At 69.4% G+C, this 23,769-nt stretch carries 23 protein-coding genes, 1 pseudogene and 1 riboswitch; of the genes and pseudogenes, 6 read left to right on the top strand and 18 right to left on the bottom strand.

The genetic code is table 11. The annotated features are described in order from the left end of the window. Window positions 1–200: 200 nt before the first annotated feature. The 5 genes and pseudogenes from ACGFIS_RS34240 to ACGFIS_RS34220 form a co-directional block, all read right to left on the bottom strand. Window positions 201–1,133: pseudogene (locus ACGFIS_RS34240) on the bottom strand (alpha/beta hydrolase); the annotation flags it as partial. Between the two features lie 18 nt (window positions 1,134–1,151). After that, window positions 1,152–1,784, bottom strand: a complete 633-nt coding sequence (locus ACGFIS_RS34235) for a TetR/AcrR family transcriptional regulator (RefSeq protein WP_392913489.1) — start codon at window positions 1,782–1,784, stop codon at window positions 1,152–1,154. 282 nt (window positions 1,785–2,066) lie between these two features. After that, complete coding sequence (locus tag ACGFIS_RS34230; RefSeq protein ID WP_392973740.1) at window positions 2,067–4,193, bottom strand: hydantoinase B/oxoprolinase family protein; 2,127 nt, start codon at window positions 4,191–4,193, stop codon at window positions 2,067–2,069. A 6-nt stretch (window positions 4,194–4,199) separates the two neighbouring features. After that, the gene (locus ACGFIS_RS34225; protein ID WP_392973739.1) at window positions 4,200–5,702 is read right to left on the bottom strand and encodes a hydantoinase/oxoprolinase family protein; all 1,503 of its coding nucleotides are present in this window, start codon (window positions 5,700–5,702) and stop codon (window positions 4,200–4,202) included. A gap of 93 nt (window positions 5,703–5,795) precedes the next feature. Beyond that, complete coding sequence (locus tag ACGFIS_RS34220) at window positions 5,796–5,930, bottom strand: hypothetical protein (protein ID WP_392913485.1); 135 nt, start codon at window positions 5,928–5,930, stop codon at window positions 5,796–5,798. A 465-nt stretch (window positions 5,931–6,395) separates the two neighbouring features. Here ACGFIS_RS34220 and ACGFIS_RS34215 point away from each other — a divergent pair, with 465 nt between their 5' ends. The 3 genes from ACGFIS_RS34215 to ACGFIS_RS34205 all read left to right on the top strand — a co-directional run bounded on the left by ACGFIS_RS34215 (window position 6,396) and on the right by ACGFIS_RS34205 (window position 7,757). Next, window positions 6,396–6,827, top strand: a complete 432-nt coding sequence (locus tag ACGFIS_RS34215) for a MarR family winged helix-turn-helix transcriptional regulator (protein WP_392913483.1) — start codon at window positions 6,396–6,398, stop codon at window positions 6,825–6,827. Next, the gene (locus tag ACGFIS_RS34210; RefSeq protein WP_392973737.1) at window positions 6,817–7,344 is read left to right on the top strand and encodes a hypothetical protein; all 528 of its coding nucleotides are present in this window, start codon (window positions 6,817–6,819) and stop codon (window positions 7,342–7,344) included. Before ACGFIS_RS34215 ends, ACGFIS_RS34210 begins: the two co-directional genes overlap by 11 nt. A 188-nt stretch (window positions 7,345–7,532) precedes the next feature. Further along, window positions 7,533–7,757: a metal-sensitive transcriptional regulator gene (locus ACGFIS_RS34205; RefSeq protein WP_392913545.1), complete on the top strand. Its 225-nt coding sequence runs from the start codon at window positions 7,533–7,535 to the stop codon at window positions 7,755–7,757. A gap of 378 nt (window positions 7,758–8,135) precedes the next feature. Here ACGFIS_RS34205 and ACGFIS_RS34200 read toward each other — a convergent pair whose 3' ends face one another. From ACGFIS_RS34200 to ACGFIS_RS34185, 4 genes are all read right to left on the bottom strand, one after another. Next, window positions 8,136–8,756: a DUF305 domain-containing protein gene (locus tag ACGFIS_RS34200; RefSeq protein WP_392913543.1), complete on the bottom strand. Its 621-nt coding sequence runs from the start codon at window positions 8,754–8,756 to the stop codon at window positions 8,136–8,138. A 70-nt stretch (window positions 8,757–8,826) separates the two neighbouring features. Continuing rightward, window positions 8,827–9,204 (bottom strand): DUF6153 family protein, encoded by a 378-nt coding sequence (locus tag ACGFIS_RS34195; protein WP_392913297.1) that lies wholly within the window; start codon window positions 9,202–9,204, stop codon window positions 8,827–8,829. A 236-nt stretch (window positions 9,205–9,440) separates the two neighbouring features. Then, entirely contained in the window at window positions 9,441–10,163 is a 723-nt protein-coding gene (locus tag ACGFIS_RS34190) for a CHAP domain-containing protein (protein WP_392973735.1), read from the bottom strand. A 240-nt stretch (window positions 10,164–10,403) separates the two neighbouring features. After that, entirely contained in the window at window positions 10,404–11,303 is a 900-nt protein-coding gene (locus ACGFIS_RS34185; protein WP_392973733.1) for a F510_1955 family glycosylhydrolase, read from the bottom strand. A gap of 390 nt (window positions 11,304–11,693) precedes the next feature. On the opposite strand from ACGFIS_RS34185, the gene ACGFIS_RS34180 reads away from it, so the two are divergent. Beyond that, a complete protein-coding gene (locus tag ACGFIS_RS34180; protein WP_392913301.1) occupies window positions 11,694–12,068 on the top strand; it encodes a BlaI/MecI/CopY family transcriptional regulator in 375 nt (124 codons plus the stop codon). A 94-nt stretch (window positions 12,069–12,162) separates the two neighbouring features. Here ACGFIS_RS34180 and ACGFIS_RS34175 read toward each other — a convergent pair whose 3' ends face one another. The 4 genes from ACGFIS_RS34175 to ACGFIS_RS34160 form a co-directional block, all read right to left on the bottom strand. After that, window positions 12,163–13,152 (bottom strand): NlpC/P60 family protein, encoded by a 990-nt coding sequence (locus ACGFIS_RS34175; RefSeq protein WP_392973731.1) that lies wholly within the window; start codon window positions 13,150–13,152, stop codon window positions 12,163–12,165. A gap of 3 nt (window positions 13,153–13,155) precedes the next feature. Beyond that, a riboswitch (cyclic di-AMP (ydaO/yuaA leader) is annotated at window positions 13,156–13,304 on the bottom strand. A gap of 103 nt (window positions 13,305–13,407) precedes the next feature. After that, on the bottom strand, window positions 13,408–14,343 hold the full coding sequence (locus ACGFIS_RS34170) for a M56 family metallopeptidase (RefSeq protein ID WP_392973729.1): 936 nt from the start codon (window positions 14,341–14,343) through the stop codon (window positions 13,408–13,410). Between the two features lie 4 nt (window positions 14,344–14,347). Continuing rightward, entirely contained in the window at window positions 14,348–14,752 is a 405-nt protein-coding gene (locus ACGFIS_RS34165) for a BlaI/MecI/CopY family transcriptional regulator (RefSeq protein WP_392973727.1), read from the bottom strand. Between the two features lie 119 nt (window positions 14,753–14,871). Further along, the gene (locus tag ACGFIS_RS34160; protein ID WP_392973725.1) at window positions 14,872–16,497 is read right to left on the bottom strand and encodes a VanW family protein; all 1,626 of its coding nucleotides are present in this window, start codon (window positions 16,495–16,497) and stop codon (window positions 14,872–14,874) included. 368 nt (window positions 16,498–16,865) lie between these two features. On the opposite strand from ACGFIS_RS34160, the gene ACGFIS_RS34155 reads away from it, so the two are divergent. After that, on the top strand, window positions 16,866–17,723 hold the full coding sequence (locus ACGFIS_RS34155; RefSeq protein ID WP_392973723.1) for a class I SAM-dependent methyltransferase: 858 nt from the start codon (window positions 16,866–16,868) through the stop codon (window positions 17,721–17,723). A 64-nt stretch (window positions 17,724–17,787) separates the two neighbouring features. Further along, window positions 17,788–18,162, top strand: a complete 375-nt coding sequence (locus tag ACGFIS_RS34150; protein ID WP_392913312.1) for a hypothetical protein — start codon at window positions 17,788–17,790, stop codon at window positions 18,160–18,162. Between the two features lie 26 nt (window positions 18,163–18,188). On the opposite strand, the gene ACGFIS_RS34145 is transcribed toward ACGFIS_RS34150, so the two are convergent. From ACGFIS_RS34145 to ACGFIS_RS34125, 5 genes are read right to left on the bottom strand one after another with little or no spacing between them, the layout of a single operon-like run. Next, on the bottom strand, window positions 18,189–19,574 hold the full coding sequence (locus ACGFIS_RS34145; protein ID WP_392973721.1) for an NADH-quinone oxidoreductase subunit N: 1,386 nt from the start codon (window positions 19,572–19,574) through the stop codon (window positions 18,189–18,191). Then, on the bottom strand, window positions 19,571–21,070 hold the full coding sequence (locus ACGFIS_RS34140; protein ID WP_392973719.1) for a NuoM family protein: 1,500 nt from the start codon (window positions 21,068–21,070) through the stop codon (window positions 19,571–19,573). Before ACGFIS_RS34140 ends, ACGFIS_RS34145 begins: the two co-directional genes overlap by 4 nt. Further along, a complete protein-coding gene (locus tag ACGFIS_RS34135; protein WP_392973717.1) occupies window positions 21,067–22,941 on the bottom strand; it encodes an NADH-quinone oxidoreductase subunit L in 1,875 nt (624 codons plus the stop codon). The genes ACGFIS_RS34140 and ACGFIS_RS34135 overlap by 4 nt, the downstream gene beginning before the upstream one ends. Continuing rightward, complete coding sequence (gene nuoK / locus ACGFIS_RS34130; RefSeq protein ID WP_392973715.1) at window positions 22,938–23,243, bottom strand: NADH-quinone oxidoreductase subunit NuoK; 306 nt, start codon at window positions 23,241–23,243, stop codon at window positions 22,938–22,940. Before nuoK ends, ACGFIS_RS34135 begins: the two co-directional genes overlap by 4 nt. After that, entirely contained in the window at window positions 23,240–23,767 is a 528-nt protein-coding gene (locus tag ACGFIS_RS34125; RefSeq protein WP_392913322.1) for an NADH-quinone oxidoreductase subunit J, read from the bottom strand. The genes nuoK and ACGFIS_RS34125 overlap by 4 nt, the downstream gene beginning before the upstream one ends. Window positions 23,768–23,769: the final 2 nt, after the last annotated feature.

Here is a 23,769-nt window from a genome sequence, read left to right as displayed (position 1 = left end):
GAAGCGTAGAGAACTCCCATCATCCCAGGTTGCAGGGCACCTCTCCTCATATCGCGGCTTTCATCGCATTACCAACCCCGTGGATCCAGGCTCAGCATCACGGGTTTCCTCTTCAACCCGATGGACGTGAGGGCCTGCGTGACCGGCTCCGGCTCGACGCCGGTCTAGAAAGCGATGGCCATGGCAGTGCGGCTTGAAGATCAGGCGGATGTCCGGGGAGCGAGATGCTGGAGAAAGAACTCGGTCATGAGGGCGAGCGTGTTCTTGAACTCCTGGTTATAGACGACGAAATGGCCGCCGGGCAGGGTGACGAGTTGCTTGGGGTGAAGGGCCCGTTCGTAGGCGGCGAAGGCCAGGTCGCTGTGAGTGAGGATGTCGTGCTGGGCGACGACGAGCATGAGCGGTGTGGGGGAGATGCGGGCGATATGGTCGCCCGGCTCGTAGCCGGCGATCGCCTCCACCGACCGGAGCGTGACCTCGTTGCGCCACGTCGCCAGGCGCTCCGGCTCGATCGTCTGGTACCACTCGTAGGTTTCCCGGTCGGCCATCGCGGCGGGCTCCCCGGGGGTCGCGGTGATGAGGGGGATCGTCGCCGGCGCCTCGCCGTTGAACCGGGCGAGCCGGTCGGCGTCGAAGCTCCTGCGTACTTCGGCGAGGGCCTCGCTGGGGATGAACCGCGACAGGGTCGTCCCGCCGCTGATGACCGGCACCTGCGAGTACACGGCCTTGACCCGCCGGTCGACGGCCCCGACGACGAGCACGTGCCCGCCTGAGAAGCTCGACCCGAACACCCCGATGCGCTCGGCGTCCACCTCGGGACGTGTGCACAGGAAGGTGATGGCGTCCCGGTATCCCTGGATCTGTGTCCAAGGATCGACCTCCTGGCGCGGCTCGCCGTCGCTCGCGCCGAACGAGGCGTGGTCGTAGAGGACGACCGCCAGCCCGGCTGCGGCGAGTGCTTCGGCGATGTCGTCGGTGTACTGCTCCTTGACCGCCCCGAGTCCATGGGTGACGACCACGGCCGGGTGCGGGCCAGAGGTGCCGTCGGGCGTGTAAAGCCATCCGCGGAGGGTCGTCCCGGCCGAGACGAACTCGATGTCCTGGCGCATTTGCAAGTCCTTTCGCTGGTGTCGGCAGGTGTACGCCGCGGCCTATGGAGGGCCGGGGGAGCCACCCGGAGTGAAGGCGCCGCTGAGGGCGGCGGCGTGCGCGGCCGCGGCGGCGACCTCGGCGACCTCGTCGTCCACCGGCCCGCGGGCGACGAGCAGGCGATAGTAGAGGGGGGCTCCGACGGCGCTGATGATCGCTATGTCGTCGGTTCCCGGCGGTAGCTCGCCGCGTTCTACGGCCCGTTCGACGATCCGGGACGCGAGGCGGTTGCGCTCGGCGATCACCGTCGCCCAGGCGGTGGACGCCTCGGGGGACCGGACGGCGGCGGCCACGACGCCCTCGACGAGCGCCCGCGCTCTGGGCTGCTGATACAGGCCGGCGATCTCCAGCGCGAGCGCCTGAAGGTCGCCCCTGAACGAGCCGGTGTCCGGTATCGGGATCTCGCTCCTGCCCAGTTCGCCCAGCAGGTCGACGACGAGTCCCTCGACCGTCCGCCAGCGCCGGTACAGCGTGGCCAGATGCACGCCCGAACGCTCGGCCACCTTCTCCATGGTGAGTCCGGCGTACCCGGTGGCCTCCAGTTCCTCCTGCGCCGCGGCCAACACCGCCGCACGGGTGCGCGCCGTCCGGCCGCCGGGCCGCACGGCCCCCGTGGCGCGCGGCTCCACGTCCATGCGGCACCCCTCTCTATGCGACACGGATAGAGTAACGCGAAGTTCTTCGCATTAACATCCCTTCGGTGGCATCTGGTTGAGGGCCAGGAGTCCTGCGGTGATGTGGTCGGCGGCGGCCTCACCGGTCCCGCCCGCAGCGCCTCGATCAGCAGCAGCCCGCACGCCTGGGAGGCAATCCCCCGCACCGTCCCCAGACACCACGATCGTGGGTCGGCGGTTCTTCGTCCTTGGCGGAAGATGGCTCCGTCGGACAGAGCCGCCGTGACCGGGTGGCCGTGTGGCTCAGTCCGCACCGTAACCACCGCCGCCCGGCGTCTCGACGACGAAGACGTCTCCGGTGTCCACGGGCAGCGAGTCACAGCCCTTCATCGGCGTCGCGGAGCCGTCGGCGTGCTCCACCCACTGCCGCCCCAGCGCGCCGGGCTCGCCGCCCGCCATACCGTACGGCGGGACGCGCCGGTGACTGCTCAGCGTGGTCACCGTCATCGGTTCGAGGAAGCGGATGCGGCGCCGGGCGCCGTCGCCTCCGCGCCAGCGTCCCGCTCCACCGCTGCCGCGGCGGATCTCGTGGCCTTCCAGCAGCACGGGATAGCGCCACTCCAGCACCTCGGGGTCGGTGAGCCGGGAGTTGGTCATGTGGGTCTGGACGACATCGGCGCCGTCGAAGCCGTTCCCGGCGCCGGAGCCGCTGGCCACCGTCTCGTAGTACTGGTGGTTCTCGTTGCCGAACGTGACGTTGTTCATCGTGCCGGAGCCTTCCGCCATCACTCCCAGCGCGGCGTACAGGGCGCCGGTCACGGCCTGCGAGGTCTCGACGTTGCCCGCCGCCACGGCCGCCGGATACTCCGGCGAGAGCATCGTGCCCGGCGGGATCGTGATGTGGATCGGCGTGAGGCAGCCGGCGTTCAGCGGGATGTCCTCGGCCACCAGTGTGCGGAACACGTACAGCACCGCCGCCACCGCCACCGACGACGGCGCGTTGAAGTTGCCGGCCAGGCCGGGAGAGGTGCCGGTGAAGTCGATCTCCGCCGTCCGGGCCTGGCGGTCGACGCGGATCGCGACCCTGATCAGCGCCCCGCTGTCGAGCTCGTAGGCGTACGAGCCGTCGCGCAGTGCGGTGATCACCTGACGGACCGCCTCCTCGGCGTTGTCCTGGACGTGACGCATGTAGGCGTGGACGACGTCCAGGCCGAAATGCCGGACCATGCCGTGCAGCTCCTGCACGCCCTTCTCGTTGGCGGCGATCTGGGCGCGCAGGTCGGCGACGTTGTCGAGCGGGTTGCGGGACGGATGGACGGCCGAACGCAGCAGCTCGACCGTCTCGGCCTCACGCATCCTGCCGCCCTCGACGAGGAGCCAGTTGTCGATCAGGACGCCTTCCTCCTCCACCCTCGTGCTGAAGGCCGGCATGGAACCTGGCGTGATGCCGCCGATCTCGGCGTGGTGGCCTCGGGACGCGACGAAGAAGGAGATCTCGTCGTCGCCCCCTGCGGACGCGGACTCCACGTCCTTGACGAAGACCGGCGTGACGACGGTCACATCGGGCAGGTGGGTGCCGCCGTGGTAGGGGTCGTTGAGCGCGTAGACCTGGCCCGGCCGCATTCCCCCGGTGGCCCGCCGCCGCCTGATCAGCTCCCCGATGGACGCCCCCATCGAGCCGAGGTGCACGGGGATGTGCGGCGCGTTGGCGATGAGGCTGCCGTCCGCGTCGAAGATCGCGCAGGAGAAGTCGAGGCGTTCCTTGATGTTGACCGAGTGCGCCGTGCTCCGCAGCCGGACTCCCATCTGTTCGGCGATGGACATGAACAGGTTGTTGAAGATCTCCAGCATGACGGGGTCGGCGCCGGTGCCGACCCCGTGTCCGCCGGGCCGCGGCGCCACCCGGGTGAGCAGCAGGTGGCCGAGCTCGTTCACCGTCGCGTGCCAGCCCGCGTCGACGACGGTCGTCGCGTTGGCCTCCGCGATGATCGCCGGGCCCGCCACGGTGTCCCCGGGCCGCAGCTCCTCCCGCCGGTAGAGGTCGACCTCGCGCCAGGCGCCGCCGCCGTACATCCGGACGCCCACCGGCTCGGCGGGGCCTCCGCGGCCGGACCGGACCGGTACCTCGGCGGCCCGGTCGAGGTCGCCGACGGCCTCGACCGACACGGCCTCCACGACGATCTGCTTGTCCCGCATCAGGAAGGAGAACCGGCGCCGGTAGACCTCCTCGAACTCGGCGACCATCGCCTGCACGGCGCCGACACGGACCGGCAGGGCGGTGTCCGTGCCCGCGTAACGCAGGTGAGCGCGGCGCAGGACACCCTTCACGCCCATCCCCTCGTCCCGCAGTTCATCGCCCGCGTCCCGCTCCAGCCTCCCCAGGATCGCGCTCAGCTCGGGCGGCAGATCCTCGCTCAGCGGAGCCTCCACCGCCGCCTACCGCATGGCGGTGACATCGGCCAGTCCCATGCCGTACGCCGACAGCACCCCGGCCAGCGGATGGATGAGCACCTGCCGCATGCCGAGGGCGTCGGCGACCGCGCAGGCGTGCTGGCCGCCGGCGCCGCCGAAGGTGGCCAGCGCGTATCGGGTGACGTCGTAGCCGCGCTGGACGGAGATCTTCTTGATCGCGTTGGCCATGTTCGTCACCGCGATCTCCAGGAATCCGGCCGCGACCTCCTCGGGCGGGCGGCCGTCGCCGATCTCGGCCGCCAGCGCGGCGAAGCGGTCCCGGACGACGCCGGCGTCGATGGCCTGACCGCCCGCGGGGCCGAAGACGTGCGGGAAGTGCTCGGGCCGGATGCGCCCCAGCATCACGTTCGCGTCGGTGACGGTGAGCGGACCGCCTCGGCGGTAGCAGGCGGGACCGGGATCGGCGCCCGCGGAGTCGGGTCCGACCCGGTACCGGCCGCCGTCGAAGTGCAGCACCGACCCGCCGCCGGCCGCGACCGTGTGGATGCTCAGCATCGGCGCCCGCATCCGCACCCCCGCCACCTGCGTCTCGTACTGGCGCTCGAACTCGCCCGCGTAGTGCGAGACGTCGGTGGAGGTGCCGCCCATGTCGAAACCGATGACCCGCCGGAAGCCCGCGGCGGCCGACGTGCGCGCCATTCCCACGATGCCGCCCGCCGGCCCGGACAGGATCGAGTCCTTGCCGCGGAAACCGTGGGCGTCGGTGAGCCCGCCGCTGGACTGCATGAACATCAACGGCACGCCGTCCAGCTCCTCGGACACCTGGGCGACGTACCGGTCGAGGATCGGCGAGAGGTAGGCGTCGACGACGGTGGTGTCGCCACGCGAGACCAGTCTCATCAGCGGGCTCGTCGCATGTGACTCGGAGACCTGGGTGAAGCCGGTCCGGCGCGCGATCCTCCCGATGGCGATCTCGTGCAGGGCGTGGCGATAGCCGTGCATGCACACGATCGCGACCGAACGGAAACCCTCGTCATGAGCCGCGCGGAGGTCGCGTTCGACCGCGCCCTCGTCCAGGGGGACGATCACCCGCCCGTGCGCGTCGACGCGCTCTCTCGCCTCGATCACCCGCGTGTACAGCAGCTCGGGCAGCACGATCTCCCGGGCGAAGATGCGCGGGCGATTCTGATACGCGATCCGCAGCGCGTCGCGGTAGCCCTCGGTGATGACCAGCACCGTCGGTTCACCCCGGCGTTCGAGCAGGGCGTTCGTCGCCACCGTCGTCCCGAGCCGCACGCCCGCGATCCGCTCCGTCGGGATCGGCTCGCCGGGCGCCACTCCGAGGAGATGCCTGATTCCGGCGATGGCCGCGTCCTGGTAGCGCTCCCTGTCCTGCGAGAGGAGCTTGTGGGTGAGGAGCGCGCCGTCCGGCCGCCTGCCGACCACGTCGGTGAACGTGCCACCACGATCGATCCAGAACTCCCAGCCGGAGTGGGCCGGCGGGCCGAGCGCTTCGTCACGCGCCATAGTCCACGTCTATCACCCCGCCGGGCCGCTCGAGGAGGCCGTCCCGCCGCCCGCGCACCGGCCGGGCGGGCTGCCGGCCGTTGGATGCGCGCTCTACCCCTGGGGGCCGAGAGGGATCCCCGGGATCAGGTTGGACGGGGTGGTGTCGCGCATTTCGACGAGGATGCCGTAGGTGCGGCCCAACGACTGCATGATGATGTTCTCCTCCACGGCGGTCGGCGAGTACACCGCGGTGATGGAGCGGACCCGGCGCGGAGTTCGACCGCGGTGAAGTGGTACCGCTTGGCGGCGGCGAGTCGCAGGAGCGTGGTGCAACCGGTGCGCACGTTGTACAGCCGCTGCCCGCCGCCACCGGTGACGACGTAGGAGACCCGCCTGCTGGAGAGGAACCTCTGGTAGTTGTGGTCGTGGCCGTTGCACCAGTGCCGCCCGGTGGTCGGCGCGGCTTGATCGGCTCGGTCTTGTACAGCCCGATCGCCGATTCCATCAAGGACATGCTCGCCACGTACCCCGCAGCCCGGGTGGCCGGATCGGGAGAAGCCCGCGCGCTGCATCGAGGAGTGCTTTGCCTACCTAGAGGCGAGAAGTTCGCCGGCGGGGTTCTCGCCGAAGCCGCGTGGGCCACTGGCAATGCAAAGCTGACCCCGAGATGGATGGTTGTATGCTCAAACCATCTGGTTGTAGTGTCGAACCATGTCACCCGATGCCAGCGATCTGCAGGAGGCTGTCGCCAGGTTCGTCCGGGCCTTCGGATTGCATCGTCCTGATCGGACTCCGTGCGGGCAGCCAGTGCCGGTCTCAGAAGCACACGCCCTCGGGGAGTTGGCGCGACATGGAGAACTGCGGCAGTCCGAACTTGCGCGCCGCCTGAGCCTGGAGAAGAGCACCACCAGCAGGCTTGTGGGCCAGCTTGTCGAGCGGGGCTGGTTGAAACGACTGCCCGCGCCCGAGGACGGGCGGGGCGTACTGCTCCGGCTCACCTCCGCCGGCGAGGGGGCGGCGGCCCGCCTGGCCGAAGCGCGGCGGAAGCGATTCCAAGCCGCACTGGACCGGGTTCCGCCCGAGGAGCACGACGCCGTGCTGCGTGCGCTGACCCTGCTGACGGGAGCAGTCGATGAAGAGTGATTCCTCCTTCTGCCGAACCCTCGCCACGGCGGGCACAGCCATCGCCCTTGCCATTGGGACGGTGTCGTGCGGTGCGTCTGGGGAGCCGGACCGCAGGACGCAGGTGGCGGAGAAGGGGCGTTCGGTAATGCCCTTCGACCTTGAACGGACGACGCACCGTTTCACCAAATCTTCAAATGGCGGCGTGCAGACTGTAGTGGCCGACGATCCCGGTGACCAGGAGCAGATCCGACTGATCCGGGAGCACCTCACCAAGGAGTTCGCCGCATTCCAGCGCGGTGACTTCGCTGACCCCGCGTCCATCCACGGGGCGGAAATGCCGGGTCTTTCGACGCTCGCGCAGGGGTACAAGCGGATCCAAATGAGCTTTGAGACTGTGCAGAATGGGGCGCGGATCTTGTTCACCACCGACGATGCCGGCCTGGTGGACGCTCTGCACGCATGGTTCGACGCCCAGGTCAGCGACCACGGTCGACACGCGGAGCACGGTCAGCCGCGGCACGGCCGAGGTCACTGAATCCAAGGCGTCATCGTGAATCACTGCCGCCGGCGAAAGCCCGGGTCGCCCCGGTGGCAACGGTGATGAGGTTCGCTGGCAGCTCCGGCAGGACACTGCCGTCAGCTGAGAGCTGAGTGAGCCGGTTCTGATGGACGGAGTGACGGCAGGGCTGGGCTATACCCCCCGGCGTTAGGTAGAGGAGTGTCGTGACGACGCTGCACAACGTCACGCCGACATGTGGTTACAGCGCCACGAAGGATCAGCTGCAGAACCGCCTGCCCCGCGTCGAAGGACAGGTGCGCGGCGTGCAGGCGATGGTCGACCAGGACCGTTACCGCATCGACGTACTCACTCAAATCTGCGATCCAGGCAGCGCTCGACCTACGGCATCGCGGCGTTCTCCGTGGTCGCACCCCTGCAGCTGCGGGTGATGCAGAAGGCGGGCGATGCCCCCGACATCGCCTCGGCCGCCAACATCTCCGCCTTCACCCTCGGTTCCGCCCTCGGGATCTGGCTCGGCGGCGCGGCCATCGACGGCGGCCTGGGCGTCACCTCCGTCAACTGGGTCGGCGGCATCATCGCAGGCACGGGCTTCGCCCTGGCTCTCGCCTCGATTTGGATGGACAAAGTCCTCGCCGCAGCCGGTCGAGGAACGTCCCGTCCAGCTGACCCACCACCACTGAGAACAGCCCGCCAGCGGGCGTCCGGGAGACCGGGCGCCCGCTGGCTGCGCGAAGGACGCCGCCCGGCAACGACGTGCTCTTACCGACCCGGCGGCCGGCCCCAGCCCGCCGGGACATGCACAGTTCCTACTGCTTGAGCAGGTTCTGCATCTTGGTGATCTCGGCGGACTGCGAGGCCGTGATGTCCGCAGCCATCTTCTTGGCCCCGGGGAAACTCCCGGAGGTCTGCTCGGTCTTGGCCATCGCCACGGCGCCCTCGTGATGCTCGATCATCATCTCCAGGAACGCCTTGTCGAAGGACGCGCCCTCGGCCCCTTTGAGTTCCTTCATCTCCTCGTCGGTCATCATGCCGTCCATGCCGCCGTGCTCCATGTGCCCCATGCCGCCCGCACCGGGTGAGGGCACCGACGCTCCCCAGGTGGTCAGCCATGCGGACAGTTGCTTGATCTCCGGGTCCTGCGCGTTCTTGATCTCCGCGGCGAGCTGCTTCACCTCGGGGGACGCGGCGCGGGTGGCGGCGAGATCGGCCATCTCGATCGCCTGGCGGTGGTGCGGGATCATCATCTGCGCGAACATGACGTCCTGGTCGTTGTGCTGAGCCTGCGAGCCGCCGTTGGACGGCGATGCGCTCGCCGACATCGAGTGACCGGACATCGGAACCTTGGCATCGCCGGAGTCGTTGTCGCCGCAGGCGGCCAGGCTGATCGCCAGGGCGGGGACGGCGACGAATGTGAGTGCGCGTTTCATGCTGGTGAACCTTCCGTGTCGAGTTCTGTGACGTCAGGGAGCCCGGCGCCGCAAAGGCGCCGGTGACGTCCTACAGCCTCAACACGCTCAACCGGTGGAGGGACGGCCTCGGCGGAGGCCGGCCGACCAGCAGGATCCGCACCCGGATCAGCAGCCGTCTGGCCACGAACACCGGCTCGCGCACTGTGAGGGCGGCGAGGGCCCAGAGGAAGGAGATCGCCGTCAGCATCGCCAGGCAGACCTGACCACCCGGGTGGTCGTGGTGCTGGTCGCCAGGGAGATCCTCGCCGGGGGAATGCCGGATGACGACCGACGCTGATGGCGGGGAATGCTGGCCGCTCATCGTTGTCAGCGGGACGCCGGTCACCTGGCTCGGGCTGGGCGACGCTTGGAAGCCGTGCATCGCCAGCACGCCGAGCAGCAGGAATAGTCCGACCGGCAGTTCCATGCGTCGCCGGTACCGTTCAGGTGACCGATTCAGCTGCCCCACCCGCCGTTCCGCAAAGGCGCCGATCCAGCACCCCGATGGCCGCCGGCCACCCCTCCGGCATGGACATTTCCTGCTCCGACCATGGTAGCGAGGGATGGCCGGTGGTCGGCCAAAGGCGCCTCCCTGAGAGGACATACGCATCCCGGCGCGGGCCGGCTCAATCGGTTTTGACTCGGCCGAGGGTCATGACTCGTTCATGGCAAAGAATGGCCGACTGCCGCGCGGCCAGTGGCATTCGAGCGGATCGGTGGGAGGTCGGCATGGAGAGCGTCCCAGAACGCGAGGTCCTCATCGTCCTCGAGGGGCGAGACCCGGCTCCAGAACTCGCGGTCCTCCGCCTCGGCCGGAACCCGGGCGGCCATCGACTTGCCCGCCGCCAGCGCGACCGCGCCGCAGACCGCGATGGACAGCAGCCCTCCCAGCAACGCGTCGGGCTCGACCAGCGGCTGCCCGTCAGCAGCCTTCGTGCTCGTCTGCTGAGACGTGACCGCGTTTCCGGGTCGCGTCGCCTCCGCGGCCATGGTCCCGGACTCGGCGGCCACGTGCTTGGGGACGTGGTTCTTCTCCCCTTCTGAACCCGGCAGCGCCTTGCCCGCCACCTCGACCTTGCCGGGATAGCCGTAACCGACGACGTCACCGACGTCGCGCGTCCTCCGTTTGAGGTGGACGCCGTCGGTGTTCGCCTCGATGGTGCGGAGGGTCGAGCCCTTGACGCTTTCCACCAGGCCGACATGGCTGATGGCGTCGATGTCCTTGGAGCCGGACCATGCGAAGAACACCAGCGCGCCCGGCTCGGGCTCGGTTCCCCACGCGTCCTTCTCCTTGAACCCTTGGCGTGCTGGATGGTGGCGGCGAACTCGCCCGCCCAGTCCTCCACGCCGGTCTTCTTGGCTGCCCAGGCGAGGAACATGTCGCACCACGGGGCGGTGGCGTAGTAGTCGTCACCGCCCTCGCAGGTCTTGCCGTACCAGTCGCCGTACTTCGTGTAGCCGCCGTCCTTCTCGCGGTATCCGAGCTCTTCCTTGGCTACTTCGAGCAGCGGAGTCAGTCAACGATCAACCTGCAATCGCGCACCGTCTCGCCACTATCGACCACAAGGACGCTGTTCGCAGGGCTAGACCTCGACAGTCCATGCGTCCCGGCAGGGCGGCACAAGATCAGCGGGCGTCGTAGAGGACGTCGAAGGTCTGGCCGCCGTCACGGGATTCGTACACGCCACCGTCCTCGGCGGCCACGAGAAGGTGCCGATCGTCGACGGCGGTGAACGCGGTGGCGCGTCCGCCGGGAATGCGGCCGAGGCTTCGCCAGCCTTCACCGCCCGTCTTGACCTGGACCCGCCCGTTCGGGTCGACCCCGACGAGCGTCATATCGTCCAGCGCCTCCACATGTGCCAGGACGGGAGCATCGCGGGCGATCCTGAAGGCGCCACCGGAGTCGTCGCTCACCTGCAGCCCGTCCGGGGTGGCCGCATAGACCTCGTCAGCGCGGTCCTCGTGCGCGGCGAGGTCGTTCACGGTGAGGCGTGCGCCCGGCGTCCACGTACGTCCGCCGTCGCTGCTGTGCCGCACCCTCTGAGTCTGGCTGTCGTAGGCATAGAGGATCCGCCCGGCCAGTTGGAGCGAATGGAAATCGGCGTGGCCCGCCTCGGAGAGCGTGGTCCAGGTTCGCCCGGCGTCCGTGGAACGGATCAGGCCCAGGTGCGGCGGAGCGCCGCGCTGCGCGTCGGCCGCGGCCGGGTGACCGCTGGCGAGGAACGTGCGGGGCCCGACGATGGTGAAACCCATCGTGTCCTGACGGTTCGTACCCGCCCGGCTCATCCGGTCAGGTGATTCGATCTTGAATACGCCGAAGTGGGCCGCCACATAGACCGACCGGTCGGCCGGGTCCATGGCGACGCCATGAATGTGCCCGATCCCGGTCTCGGGCGAGGGGACCGGGGCATCGGCGTTGTCGGTCCCGGTCCCGGTGCCGCAAGCCGCCAGGACGACCGAGCAGGCGAACAGGGCGAGCGCATGGAGCGGGCGTGCAGCGGGGGTGCGCCAGAAGTGCGGACTCATGTCGGCTCTCCAATCAGGACCGTCGGGCAGGTGACCGACGGATCAAGAACATCCCGGCTCCGTGGCCGCCCGCGTGAGAGGCTGCTTGGCCTTGGCCTTATGGATCCCGCCAGGAGACGCTCCGTGAGCGTGGGTCTCCGGTGTGGTCGCCTGATGCAGCGCCGACCGTCCGCGAAGGCGCGCCCCCGGTGGAACATCAGGAAGGAGGATAGTAGATGGGTGAGGCCACACATGGCTCAAGACCACCGGGCACCGGCAGCCGTTGCCGGGAGTCGGGCCGGTGTGGGAACCGCCGGTCCGAGTCGGCCTCTCACCTCCACCGAGACGTGTTTACTATCGACTGTAGTATGCCGCGACAAGGTGGCAGGTGGGGCGGCGGAAGGGTGGATCATGGCCGGGCAGCGCTTCGGTGACCTGGAGGCCGCGATCATGGACAGGATGTGGTCTTACGGCCGTCCGGCCAATGTCCGTGAGGTCCTGGAGGACCTCCAGCAGGAGCGGTCGATCGCCTACACCACGGTGATGACGGTGATGGACAACCTGCACAAGAAGGGATGGCTGCGCAGGAAGCGGGTCGGGCGCGCCTACGAGTACGAGGCGGTCGCCTCGCGGGAGGGTTACACGGCCAAGCTGATGCGCGAGGCACTGTCGACCAGTAGCAACCAGGCCGCCGCGCTCGTGCACTTCCTGTCGGATCTCTCGCCGGAGGAGAGTGAGGCCCTGCAAGCGGCCCTCAAGGTCGTGCCACCGCGGGACACCAAATGAGCGCGGTCGCCCAGTTTGATCAGCCGCCCGCCTACAGCCCGTCAGGCTGTGACTGAGGGGCACCGTGTCGGAGGTGTTCCGGGTGACGCCCCCGTCACCCCAGGGGGTGGATGACGGGGGCGTGGACCATCTTCCCGTTGCCGATGTACAGGCCCATGTGGTGCAGGTCGCTGTAGAAGAAGACCAGGTCACCGGGCTTGAGTTGGCTTTGGGAGACGCGGGTGCCGGCGGTGTACTGGCTGCCGGTGTAGTGGGGCAGGCTGATGCCGACCTGGGCGTAGGCGTACATCGTCAATCCCGAGCAGTCGAACCCCTTGATGTTGGCGCCCTGTGCGGTGCCGTAGGTCGGGCCGGATGCGCTGCCCCCACCCCAGGAGTACGGGACGCCGCGCTGGCTCAAAGCCGCTCTGACCGCGCCCATGGCCTTGGCGGAGGCGCCTCCGGGGTCCACATTGGGAGCGGGTCCCGCGTTGGTGCGAGCGCCCGAGCCGGTACCCAGCTTGGCCTCGACCTTCGTCAGCTTGGCCTGGAGTTCCGTGCGCTTCTTCTTCGCCTCGGCGGTGAGTTCGTGGACCTGTTTCGCATGCGTTTCGGCCGATTTGCGGGCACGTTCCGCCGTCTGCATCGTCTGCAGCAGCTGAGTGACGCGAGCGCTTTCCTGGCTGGCGAAGTAGTTGAGTGTGGCCGACCGGTCAAGGACGGCCTGCGGGTCCCCGGACGAGGCGAAGGCGACCGCCGGGTCCCGCGGGCCGTTCTTGTAGCTGTCCGCGGCGAGCTTGACGATCCTGGCCCGCGTCTCCTCCAGCGCCTTCTTCTGGCGTGCGGCGTTCCCGTCGGCCACCTTGGCGGCGCGTTGGGCCTGCCGCAGTCGCACCCGCAGCCCGTTGTACTGCTCGCTGAGCTTCTCCGCCTCATCGGCGAGCTTCTTCTGCTGCGCGGTCAGCTCCCTGCGGGACGGGTCGGGCTCCGACCAGGCGGGTGCGGGGGCCACGAGCGTCGCGGAAAGAGCGATCGACGCCGTCCATGCCGTCCTGGTGATGATCCGGCGGCGGGCCGTTCTGTCTCCGGCAGCTCGTCGCTGCATGCGGTGTCCTCTCCTGTGCCGCCTACCGGGTGAGCTGCCGGGTTCGGGCCGGAGTCGCCCTACCGCTCGCGCAGAGCGGATTCACCCCAGTGGAGAATGGTTCCCCGGCTCCCTCGGACGGCGTGGTCCGCTGGATTCGGCGTGGCCATCGCTGTCCCCGGCGGGGACGCCTCGCCATGGCTCCTACGGAGCGTAGGAGATAGCGGCCTCATTCGCCACTCAAGTGGCCGATTGCGACAAACCGCCTCAACGGTCTCAGCAGATGTAGGACAGCTCCATGATGGTCGCGGCGGCGACCATCAGGGGAGTGGCGACGGCGGCGGCCACGAAGGCGGAGGCCGCCATCCGGACCGCCCGGCGCGGCTTCGTCGCCTCGGCGGACTCGAGCCGCCGGACCCGCTCCGCCAGCGCACCGGTCGAAGACCCGGCGGCGCCGAGGGCGCCCGCCACGCCCGGCGTCGCCGCGAGCCGGTGCAGGGCGTCGACGAGCGTTCGCCTTCCACATGCGCGGGCCGCCGCATCGTCGGCGGCCATCTCCAGCAGCAGCGGGAAGTTCTTCTTCGCCCGGCGGACCGTGGGCAGCCGGGGCAGCAGGGCGTGGGCCAGGTCGAGCATGAGCAGCAGTGCGTGATGCCGCTGACGCAGGTGGGCTCGCTCATGGACCAGAACCGCGCCGAACTCGTCGGGAGTGAGAGCGTCCTGTGTGCCGGTGCTGACGACGATCGCGCGATGCCTGGCCGGCAGCGAGTACGCGACCGGGACGGGATGGTCGAGCACGAGGACGTCCCCATGCTGACCGTGCTCCTTCGCGACGAGCCGCAGCATCTCCCGGTGCCGGCGGCGGTGACGTACCGCACGGACGAGCCGGGGCAGGCTGCGGGCGAGCCGCGAACAGCAGGCCGTGAGCACCACCAGGCTGGCGGCCGCCGCGATGATGATCGCCGAATCCCCGTGATGGGGCAGGCAGTCGCGCAGCCACTCCAGGAAGCCGTGGCCGGGCGCCGGGGGCGACAGCAACGCCGCCGCGATGATCCCGATGCCGGCGATGAATGTGCCGGTGAGGGCCGCGGCCCAGCAGGCGATGGCGATCCCCGGGTGCGCGGCGGGACGCCGAAGCCGATCGAGGGCGGGCCCCGCCAGACAGCCCAGCAGGACCGCCGTGCAGATCAGGCCGACCACCAGGTAGATCACGCCGTCACGCCTCTTGGCCGTCGGACGTCCGCCGGCGCAGCGCGTCCAGCAGGTGGCGGACGTCTTCCGGAGGGACGCTTTCGGCGAATCTCGCGAGGATGCCCCCGTGGTCGGGAGACTCGGTGAGAGCGTCGAGCATCAACTCGACCGCATACTCTTCCCGCGCACGGGTGGGGGCGTAGCGGAAGGCCGGCCCGTCCTGCGTGCGCTGCAGCAGCCCCTTCTGCGCCAGCCGCTCGGCGACCGTCTGGACGGTGTTGTAGGCCAGCGCCTTGTCGGCGTCCTCGTTCAGCTTCGCCAGAAGCTCACGAACGCGTAGCGGGCTGGGGGCCTCCCAGAGCACGTCCATGATGGAACGCTCGAGCGATCCGCTCAATCCGGCCACACGGCACCTCCGTCCTGCCCACATTCTGCCGGAGAGTCGGCCGTGGGCGGGAACGGGGACATCTTGAGCCTTCGGCGCCCCGGCTGGGGACGGCTTCCAACCGACGCCGGCGGCCCCCCGACGGCGCGCATCGGCGGTGATCGTTAACGGCATGTGATGCGTGGCTCGGCGGCATAGGTCGTATGGAACTTCTGGCGGCGCACGACCTTTCCGTCCTGCTTGAAGATCCGCCAGACGTCGATCTGGAATCCCTCCGCCCCGGGCATCGGAATGCACTTCGGCCCCGAGTCGGTCTTGTTCTCGAAGCCCTTGATCGCGTACGGCTCGGAACTCTTCGACGCGATGTCGTAGCGCTCGGTGCTCCAGAAGTTCACGGTGAGGGACGTGTCGGTGTAGGCGGTGTCGACGAGCACGCCGTGCGGGGAGTCGTTGCGCCAGCGGAAATCCGGCTGGGGGAAGGACACCGTCGACTCGCGTCCCGCGGGATAGCGCGAGATGTAATACGAGTGGGGCATGTGCTGGACATCCTCCAGGCCCCCGAAGAAGACGGCGTTGAACATCGTCGTCGCGAACTGGGAGATCCCGCCTCCGACGCTGTCCACGTACCGCCCGTTGAGGATCATCGGCGCAGGGATGAAGCCCCGTGCCTTGTCGCGTTCGCCGACGATCCCGTTGAGGGAGAAGGTCTCCCCGGGCTTGACGATGTAGCCGTCCAGGATGTCGGCGATGGTGTGGATGTTGGTGACCCGCGGGGCGCAGCAGGAGTGGCGCGTGGTGAAGGAACTGATCTTTTCGCGGATGCCCAGCTTGCGGGCCTCATCGGTGGTGACCCGAGGTTTGTCGCGGGTCATCGGGACGTTCACCTCACGCCCCTGCGTCCGCAGGACGGCCCCGGTGACGGCTTCGCCGAGCGCTCGCCCATCGACCTCTCTGCCCGCCTCGGAGGGCACCAGGCGAAGCTTGCCGGACTTGACCTTGTACGTCGCATCCCGCGCGGGACGCTCGACCGTACCCAACCGCGACGAGAGTGCGTTCGCCAGTTTCGAACCGTCGACTCGCGGCCGCACCTTGCCCGCGTCATCCGGTGCGAAGGTCAGGTACGGGGCGAAATCCTGCGGCTCCACCGTTATCCGCTTGCCTTCGGCGGCGAGCGCGATCGGCTTCGACACGGCGACCCGCGCCGGTCCCGCTGCGGCCTGCCGGATCGCGTTGGCATCGGCCTTCGGGCGCAAGGGGCCCGTCTGCAACTCCGGATTCCGCGGCTCGCCCTCCAGCGCGGACAGGAAGGCGGCTCGGATCGGCGCTGCGGCGCTCCGTGCGTCCAGCCCGACACCGGCTCGCGGAAGAACGGGCTCGGGTACGGTGCCGCGGAACTTCACCAAGCCCTCACGCGCCGGCGTGCCGACCTGCTTGTTGACCTTGCCCAGGGCGGCGTTGAACCGAGACTCGTCCATACGGATCCGGGGAGTGATCTTCCGTTCGCCGAAGACGGCGGAGAGGACGGATGTGAGCCCGAACCGGCCTTGCATTGCCGAGTCGACGGTCGCGCGCGCATCCAGGGACAGCCCGGCCTCCGCAGGATCGAGCGCCACCCCCCGACCCCGCACTCGAATGTGGAGCGGCTGCGAGGCACGCGGGCCGAGTTTCCGGTGGAGTCGCTCCATGGCGGAACTCTCGCTGAGTCCGCCGATGTCGACTCCCAGGATCTGCGTGCCCCGCGGCACCTCTCTTCCGACATATGCTGCGGCAGCGCCATAGCCGAGGGTCATGGCCATGACCGCGGCGACCAGCGCGAGGACCAGTGCTCGCCGGGGTCGGCTCCGGACGGCCAAGACGATCCGGGAACCGGGCGCCTTCCCCGGGCCCGTGGAGGGCGGTCGGGTGGTCTGCACTGTCACCTCTTCCGGGTGCGACTCACGCGGAGACTCGAATACTAGGCACCATAGTAGAAAAGTGTCGGTACCGTGCCTGGTCAGGCGGGGTGGCCCCAGTGGGAGTACAGGTGATCGCCTCGCTCATCCGCGTCGTAGCTCTACGTATGGGGATCCGTCGAGGTTCACGACCCGCACTCACGGGAGAAGTATCTACTATGCATTTGTAGTACTATGGAGTTGTAGTAGATGTGCTCGAAGGGGGAATGATGGTCGCAGCATCTTCCGGGTCGCCCGGTATGGAGAATGAGAACGGCTGGGATGGCACGGCCGGGCGGCACTGGGTCCAGCACGAGGATCGGCACGACCGGATGCTGGCGGCATTGACCTCCCGGCTCGTGGACGCGGCCGGGATCTCCTCGACGGACAAGATCCTCGACGTCGGCTGCGGCTGCGGCGAGACAAGCCGGATCGCCGCGCGCCAGGCTCCGCAGGGCGAGGTTCTGGGCATCGACATCTCGGCCCCGATGCTCGCCCGGGCCCGCACGCGAGCCGAAGAGGAAGGCGTCACCAACCTTCGCTTTCATGAGGCCGACGCCGGAGGCACGCCCCTTGCGGACGGTCATTACGACGTCGTGCTGAGCCGCTTCGGCGTGATGTTCTTCGATGGCCCCCAAGCGGCCTTCGAGAACATCTCGCGATCGCTCCGTCCCGGCGGCCGACTGGCCTTCCTCTGCTGGCAGGAGGTCACGCAGAACGAGCACATCATCGTCCCGTTCAGCGTTCTCGCCTCCTATGTCCCCGTGCCGGACATCGGCGGTCCGGACGCCCCCGGGCCGTTCTCGCTCGCCGACCCCGCCCGGATCCGCGGCCTGCTCACCAAGGCCGGTTGCACCGGCATCGAGATCCAGCCGGTGCGCGAATCACTTCGGCTCGGCTCGGACGTGCCCGACGTCGTGCGCTACTTCCGCGACCACCCGGCGGCTTCGTCCAGCATCGCCGCCATGGACGAAGCCACGCTCGCGAAGGTGCTCGACGAACTGAGTGAGGCCGTCAAGCCGTTCCAGGCACCGGACGGAGTGTTCTTCGGCTCCGCCGCCTGGCTGGTCACAGCCCGGCGCTAACCGATTGCATCCCATTCCCGCGACCGGGTGTCAGGGAGCGTCGGCTCACTCCGATGGTGCGTGCGTGCGCTTCGCGGCTGCGCGCATCCGCGGGGTCGTCGAGCAGTGCGTCTGTCACGGCGCGTACGCGTTCGTCCGTGGGACGCGGCACGTCGACGGGGGTGGACGGCAGAGGATGCAGCAGGAGAACGCGGGCCTCGGCTCGGCCATCTTCAGCTCCGTGCAGCAGGTGGGCGGCGCTGTCGGGGTGGCGGTGCTGGTCACCGTGGCGGCACGTCGCAGCGACGCCCTGACCGACTCGCTCGGGCCGCTGCGCGCCGCGACGGAAGGCTTCTCTCTCGCGCTCACCGTCGCCGCCGCACTCCTGGTGCTCGGTGCCGTCCTCATCGCCGGGCTACTCGGACGCGACCGCTCAGAATCCGCAGTTCAACGACCGTGACACCCCCACGCATATCCGCGGATTGGTCAGCCGACGGTGAGCGCGACGCCGCTTCCGACGCCGAGGACGAGAGATCCGGCGGCCGCCAGGTAGGCCGCCCATTGGGCTGTGCGGTCCAGGCGTCCGACAGGTTCGGTGTCCCTCGCGAATGCCGGCGTGATCCAGCGCAGGTAGTAGAAGACGCTGGCGACGGTGTTGACGGCGGCGACCACCGCCAGCCACGTGTAGTCGCCGTCCAGCGCCGCGCCGAACATCAACACCTTCCCGACGAACACGGCGGTGGGCGGGGTGCCGACCAGGCCGAGCAGGCAGATGACGAGGGAGACGGCCAGGAGCCGGGAGCGCCGCATCAGTGCTCTGTAGGCGGTCAGCTCGTCGCGGCCGACGGCGATGACCACGGCGAAGGCGCCGATGTTGGTGACGGCGTACGCGGCCAGGTAGAACAGCAGGGCGGGCTCGGCCAGGTCGGTGCGCCCGGCCACCGCGATCGGGACCAGCAGGTACCCGGCCTGGCTGACGGTGGAGTAGGCGAGCAGCCGCCGGACATTGTCCTGCGCGAACGCGGCGAGGTTGCCCAGCGTCATGGTGGCGGCGGCGATGACCGCGACGAGGAGCGGCCAGTCGCCGGTGGCAGGCGGCAGTGCTTCGGTGGCGAAGCGGTAGAGGGCGGCGAAGGCTCCGATCTTCGGAACGGTGGTGACGAATGTCGCTACCACCGGGGGAGCGCCCTCGGTGACATCCGGTACCCAGAAGTGCGCCGGTGCGGCGCCCGCCTTGAACAGCAGACCGGCGAGCAGGAGCACCACGCCGACCATGACCGCACCGGCCGGTGCCGTCGCGAGTTCCGCGCGGAGCGTCTCGTAGGACGTGCCGCGGCCGAGCCCGTACAGCAGAGTGATGCCGGTCAACATGAGGATGCCCAGGAAGGCGCCCATGAGGAAGTACTTGAGCGCCGCCTCGGTGCCCGGGGCGTCCTTCCCGAAGCCCGCGAGAGCGTACCCGGGGATGCTGGCCAGCAGGTACGCGGCCATCAGCACCAGAAGGTCGGACGCGGCGCCGAGCGCGATGGTGCCGAGCGCGGCCAGCAGGAGGAGGACGTAGAACTCGCTCTCCCGGCGGTGACCGCGCATCGGGCCGATGGAGAGCAGTACGACCAGCAGCGTCGCCGCCAGGACGACGATCCGCGTCACGTGGGTGACGGGGTCGAGCATGAACGCGTCGAAGGTCATCAGGTCCGCCCGGCGGGCGGCGAACGCCGCGGCGACAAGGCCGGCCACCAGCCCGCTCGCGCACAGGGCGACGACGATCCACTGCCGGGAGCGCGGCAGGAACGACCCGATCAGCAGCCCGATCACGGCCGCGCCGAGCACGCACAGCTCCGGCAGGAGGTCCGCCGGGTTCTCGCTCATCATCGCGCCACCAGCGACACGAGGGCGGCCGAGAACGGCTCGATGACGTCCAGCAGGAACCGCGGCGCGACACCGATGATCAGCGACAGCGCCAGCAACGGGACCACCGCGCCGATTTCGCTGCGGTGCGTGTCGGTGACCTGTGCGGTGAGCTCGCCCGGCGGGCCGAGGACGGTGCGGTGAAGGAGACGCAGGAACAGCGCGGCGGTGATGAGGATTCCAAGGATCGCCAGCGCTCCGACGACGGCGATTCCGGTGCCTCCGCTGCCGATCACCCCGGTGAAGATCTGGAACTCGGCGATGAAACCCGAGAGGCCGGGCAGCCCGAGGGAGGCGAACGCGCCGACGGCGACGAGGCCGGAGAAGACGGGGGCGACCCCGGCGAGGCCGCCGAAGCGTCCCATGTCATAGGTGCCGGCCCGGGCGTAGAGCACCCCGGCCAGCAGGAACAGGGCACCGGTGATCAGGCCGTGGCTCACCATCTGGGTGACGGCGCCGGTCACCGCGAGCCGCCGCGCGGCCTGGTCGCCGACGGCGCCGGCGGCGCCGAGCGCCACGATGATGTACCCCATGTGGTTGACGGAGGTGTAGGCGATCAGCCGCTTGAGGTCCTCCTGGGCGAACGCGACCAGCGCCCCGTACAGGACGCTGATCAGTCCCACGATGATGATCACCCAGGCGTAGCGGCGCCAGGCGTCGGGCAGCATCGGCATGGCGATGCGGATGAAGCCGTAGGTGCCCATCTTCAGCAGGATCCCGGCCAGGATCGCCGAACCGGCGGCGGGCGCGTCGGTGTGCGCGGGCGGCAACCAGGTATGGAAGGGGACGGTCGGCGTCTTGATGGCCAGGCCGATGCCGATGGCCAGCAGCACCAGTCCGCCGAGGCCCGCCGACCCGGCCAGCGGCGGCGTCCGGGTGAGTTCGACCATGTCGAAGGTGTGCGGTTCGGCCCCGAGGTAGAGCCCGATGAAGCCGAGCAGCAGGACGAGCGAGCCGAGGAAGGTGTAGAGGAAGAACTGCAGCGCCGACCGCATCCTGTCGCCGTGCCCCCACCCGGCGATGACGAAGTACATGCCGACGATGGACAGGTCGAAGAACACGAAGAACAGCAGCAGGTCCAGGGCCGCGAACAGGCCGAGGGACACCGTCTGCAGGAACAGGAAGAGGGCGGCGAAGGCCCGCACCTGCCGTTCCTGGCGCAGCGAGTAGATCGCACAGGCCAGGAACAGCAGCGAGGTGAGCGCCAGCAGCGGCAGCGACAGCCCGTCGACGCCGATGTGATAGCCGGCGCGGACGGACGGGATCCAGCGCACGTCGGCCTCGTAGGAGATCCCGTCGCCGGTGCCGTGCCCGATCCACATGGCGACGACCAGAGCGAAGTCGACGGCGCACGCGACGATCCACGTCCAGGCCACCACACGGTCGCTGAGCCTGGGCGCCGCGTAGAGCCCGGCCGCGACGGCGAGCGGAAGGAAGATCACTATGGAGAGCACGGTCACCTGACCAGGAGGACGATGAGGATGAGCACGGCGAACAGGACCGCGGCCTGCGCGTAGTAGGTGTGCACCTGGCCGGTCTGCGGACGACGCGCCAGATCGGCCAGCCGGCGGGCTCCCCGGCCGACCGCGTCGACGAGCCCGTCCACCCTGATCTCGACCCCGCGCCCGGCGAGCGCCGCGGCGGAGCGTCCTGTGGCGGCGGTCACCCGCACCCCGCCGTCGATGACGCGATCATCGAACCGGGCGAGGGCCTTGGCCAGCGCGAACACCGGCCGGGCGACGAGCAGCTCGGCGAGCCGTTCGAGGTAGAACCAGTGCAGGGCGGGGGCGGCCCATGCCGCGCCGACCCGACGACCATGGCGCATAAGGGTCCAGGTCACGGCAAGGACCACAAGCGCCAGAGCGCCGGAGGTCGCCAGTTCGGCCAGTCCCGGGCTCGGTTCCGGGCCGGTGGCGAGGAGGTCGTTCCAGGCCTCGTACACCGGCATCAGGGCGAAGACCCCGAGCGCCGCGGAGCCCAGGGCGAGTGCGGGCAACGGCAGCCGTTCCAGCAGGCTGATATGCCGTGTCCCGGTCTGCTCGGTGTCCACTCGCGTCGCCGCGTCCGCCGGACGGGTCACCGCGATGAGTGCTCGCGCCGCATAACCCGCGGACAGCAGAGCTGCCGCGAGCCCCACGGCGTACAACGCGGGGGACTCCTCTAGAGCGGCGCTGAGGACGTGGTCCTTGGTGGCCCAGAGCGAGAGCGGCGGCACCCCGGCAAGGGCGAGCATCCCTACGCCGAAGGTGACTCCGACCAGCCGGTACCTGCGGGCCGCACCGTGCAGTTCGGTGAGGTCCTTGGTTCCGAGGGCCGCCAGCCAGGCACCCGCTCCGAGGAACAGCAGGCTCTTCACCGCGGCGTGGGCGACGAGCTGTGCGGTCCCTCCGGCCACCGCGCCCGCTCCGGCGCCCAGCACCATGAACCCGATCTGCGCGCACGTCGACGCGGCCAGGAGCTGCTTCACGTCGCGCTGGGCCAGTGCGACGGCTCCCAGCAGCAGTGCGGTCAGCGCGCCGAGCCACGCCACCAGCACCGCCGCCCACCCCGTCGAGGCCAGCAGCGGTTCCAAGCGCAGCAGCAGGTACGCCCCCGCGGCCACCATGGTCGCCGAGTGCAGCAGGGCGGAGACCGGGCTCGGACCGTCCATCGCCCGGGACAGCCAGAACGAGAACGGCAACTGCGCCGACTTGCCCAGCGCGGCCAGGACGACACCGGCCGCGATGAGGTCCTTCCAGGGCCCCTCCGCGGCTGCCAGCCCGTCGAGGTCGAGCGAGCCCGTCCCGGCCAGGGCCGCACCGGCTGCGAAGTACAGCCCCAGGTCACCGGTGCGGGTGGTGATGAAGGAGACGTCCGCGGAGCCGATCCGCCTGGGGTCGCGCCACCAGAAGCCGATGAGCGCGTACGACATCGCGCCCATGACCTCCCAGCCCATCAGCAGGACGGCCAGGTCGGTCGCGGTGACCGTCACCAGCATCGCCCCGGTGAACACCAGCATCAGCCCGAAAAAGCGCGTCCGCGACTCGTCCGCTGCGAACTCTCCGGCGGAGAACACCAGGACGGCGAGGCTCACCGACGTGACCGTCAGGGCGAGCGCGGCCGACAGGCCGTCCACCGCCAAGCCGGCGGGCAGCCGATCGAAGAGCGGGAAGCTCACCGCCGGGCGAGCCGCAGCGGCCGCCATCGCGAGGCACAGCGCGGCGAACGCGGCCGCCACCGCTATGGCGGGCGCGGCCCGGTCCGCGCGGCGGCCGAGTGTGAAGCGTCCGGTGAGCAGCAGCACGCCGGTCGCGATCGGGACCGCAGGCAGAAGCCAGGCGAGGGCGCTCATCCTTTGAGATCTCCGGCGTCGTCGGTCAGATCCACGTCCCGTGTCCGGAACAGGGCTGTGATGACGGCGAATCCCACCGCCATTTCCAGAGCCATCACGGTCACGGCGACGAGCACCAGCACCTGCCCGTCCGGCATCCCGGGCGAGACGTAGAACCAGAACGCGGCGCCCGCGACGAGCAGCGCGTTGACCATGAGCTCAAGGCCCATCATCAGCATCACGATCGACTGCTGGGACAGCGCGCCGTACAGGCCCACCGAGAACAGCGCCGCGGCGAGAAGGAGGAACACCTCGAGGTTCACTTCGCACCGCCCTCGCGGTGGGACGGCCGGTCGTAGCGGCCCCGGTCGGTGGCCAGCACCACCGAGGCGATCATCGTGGCGAGGATGGCGATGCCGATCACCATCATCACCAGCATCTTCGGTCCCATGATCGCCTGGCCCACCGAGAAGGTGGGATCGGCCGGCACGGTCCCACGCCGCGGCGGCCATGGAGTGAGGAAGATCCCGGCCGTCAGCGCCGCGAAGACCCCGATGGAGATGGCCAGCGCACCCCGGTTGTTGTGCACCATCGTCATCGGCATCAGCCCGCCGGGATTCATCATGTACATGATCATGAAGACGGCCATGATGAGCATCTCCATGATCATCATCAGGATCACCAGGACGCCGAGGTAGTCGAGGTCGAGCAGCAGCAGCTCGACTCCGACGCACAGGAACGAGGCCAGCAGGGCGAACGTCGCCCGCGCCATCGAGTCCACGACGAACACGGCGACACCGAAACCCACGGCGGCCACTGCCAGGACCCAGAACGCGACGGTCTCCATCA

The sequence above is a fragment of the Spirillospora sp. NPDC048824 genome, from assembly GCF_043198455.1.
Classification (GTDB): Bacteria; Actinomycetota; Actinomycetes; order Streptosporangiales; family Streptosporangiaceae; genus Spirillospora.
Note: the sequence above shows the minus strand (reverse complement) of the source record. Positions and strands in the feature narration are given on the sequence as shown.